The organism is Microcoleus sp. B4-C1, from assembly GCF_036705285.1.
GTDB lineage: Bacteria > Cyanobacteriota > Cyanobacteriia > Cyanobacteriales > Microcoleaceae > Microcoleus.
Genome location: NZ_JAUBUC010000196.1, coordinates 1 through 2,446, shown reverse-complemented (window position 1 = coordinate 2,446; position 2,446 = coordinate 1). Strand labels below are relative to the sequence as shown.

1 protein-coding gene is annotated in these 2,446 nt (G+C 44.0%); it reads right to left on the bottom strand.

What is annotated here, in order from left to right; genetic code table 11:
* Nucleotides 1-804 precede the first annotated feature (804 nt).
* Nucleotides 805-2,013 carry a DegT/DnrJ/EryC1/StrS family aminotransferase gene (locus QUB26_RS31580; RefSeq protein ID WP_333321250.1) on the bottom strand — a complete coding sequence of 403 codons (1,209 nt, stop codon included), beginning with the start codon at nucleotides 2,011-2,013 and terminating at the stop codon, nucleotides 805-807.
* Between the last annotated feature and the right edge of the window lie 433 nt (nucleotides 2,014-2,446).

Genomic DNA, 2,446 nt, shown 5'->3' with positions numbered 1-2,446 from the left:
GTCCTTTTTGGACGGGCGGGACGCCCATCCCACAATAACAATTAAAATTGTAAGTTATTTAATTCGCGATCCTAAGCTCGATCCCCCCTTGTAGGGGCGGGCACTCTTAGCACCGCCCCTACAAGGGGGGGACAAGAAATTACTCTTGCGTCCCCCAACAATCAGGGGGATGCTGCAAGGGATCTCGCCCGGAATAAATAGTTTTAACCCAAGCGTATTGAATCATTACCTTTTGACACTCCCCTGCCTGAACGCGAGGGGATTCTTGGTTCTGCGACATACCTTAAAACTATCTATCCTTGCGGCAGTGTTTAAACCTGGTATCCGTTCAAAAGAACCAAATATCGAGCTTAATTTAGATAGCCTCGCGAGGGTTTGTCTCCCCAAGCTTTCGAGAATTGCTTCTCTTGTTTCTGTGTGCCCCACAGTAGATTTTAGAAATAAAAAGTTTAGTCTCTGATTTTGGCTTACATTAGTTAGCCCAGCTATGTTTTTCGTGGTTTTCGCCACCCACTAACCATTATTGTTTTGGGACCTGTCGTTTGAGCGTGGTGTCTCATGTGTATCGGCGGTTATTCTACCTGTAGTCTAGTTATTGGACTCTACAATGAACACAATGCAAGAAAGTTCAAGAAAACAATTAACAAAAGTTGATAATTAATTAAAGCCGTCAAGCGAAGGACGGGGCTTTAGACCCAATTTCTTGGTAAAGGGCGTTGTGGAGAAAAAATATCGAAAAAAACATCCTAGCTGCTTTTCTAAAAAAACAGCTAGGATGTTTTAATGACAAGCTATTTCAGGACTTTAGCCTGCTGTTGCCAAAGCTAGATTCTTAGTTTTGCCGATCGCCAAACATTTTTTAACAGCAGCAATTACATCTTCCACATCTGCATCTGTTAATTTTGCCGAAATCGGCAAGCTAATTGTATGCAGTCCGATGTAGCTAGCATTCGGATAGTCTTCCGGCTGCCATCCAAACATTTCTTGATAGATAGGATGTTCGGGCATACTCATATAATGTACGCCGACACCGATATTTTCAGCATTCATAGCGTTGAGAAACTCGTCGCGGCTGATTCCTGTTTTGGCTTCATCTACCAGGATGGTGTACAGGTGATAAGCATGAATGGTATCCGGTTCGGGCTTCGCTGGCAAAGTAATCGGCAAATCCGCAAATGCTTCGTTGTAGCGCTGCCAAACCTGCTCCCGCCGCTGCCAATAAGGAGCAACTCGTTTCATTTGATGAATGCCGATCGCAGCTTGCAGATCCATCATATTGTATTTAAAACCGACCTCCACCACTTGGTAGTGCTTGTAACCCGAGTCTCCGAAGCGCTTCCAAGCATCTTTGCTCATACCGTGCAGCGCTAAAATTTTGAGCCTGTCGGCGTATTCTTGACTGCTGACGATAATCATTCCTCCTTCGCCTGTCGTAATGTTTTTGGTGACATAAAAGCTGAAGCATCCGAAGTCGCCAAATGTGCCTGCTTTCCGCCCCTTGTACTCTGTTTCGATCGCGTGAGCACAGTCTTCAATTAACTTCAAGTTGTGACGGCGAGCAATCTCGCAAAGCGCATCCATATCGCAGGGACGACCTGCGAAGTGAACTGGCAAAATTGCTTTAGTTTTTGAAGTTATTTTAGCTTCGACTTGAGCCGGGTCAATATTCATTGTCACCGGATCTACATCCGCCAGTACCGGCGTTGCCCCGGCGTGGACGATCGCATTAACTGTAGCGCAAAAAGTCATCGGAGTAGTAATGACTTCATCCCCCGGTTCTAACGAAGCAGCGAGGATGCTCAAGTGCAGTGCCGCCGTACAGGAATTGACTGAAATCGCGTACTGGGAACCCTTGTAAGCTTTGAAGTCATTTTCAAAACTCATGACTTTAGGGCCTGTACCCAGCCAACCTGTTTTCATGGTTGACACCACTTCTTGAATTTCGGCATCTTCGATCGCCGGGGCGCCGAAAACCAAAAAACGGTCTTTTGAACGAATAGGAGTGTTGTTCATGTTGCTAGTCTTACCCAGTAAGTAAAGTTAATCAAATGGAAGTGTTAATGAATGCGGTATCAGCGTTTCTTATTTATTTTTTTAGCTCCATCTTGTTTGCTAATACCTTGTGTAATGGCATCTTTTGTATAACAAGCTTAGTAATGACCAGCCGTTTTTCCGCAAGCGCCTGAGTATGACAGAATTTATCTATTTTAAGATAGAGAATCTGCAATGTCCAGTAGATCGTATTTCAGTTTATGAGCGATACACAAGCTCTCGCCTGCATTTTGTGTTTTAAATACTTTATTCAATAAAAACACGGGTACTTCTCGCTTAACTTTTCGTAAACTGTCGAACATCTATCCCGATCTAGATTGGGTGCATCTCACTTTGGCGAATATGTCGCAAAAGGGTTAAAATGGAAAAGCTAGTAAAATTGCCAAAAAATATG

Coding starts and splice junctions, on each gene's coding strand:
- QUB26_RS31580 (WP_333321250.1), bottom strand. CDS start 2,013: ATGAACAACACTCCTATTCGTTCAAAAGACCGTTTTTTGGTTTTCGGC.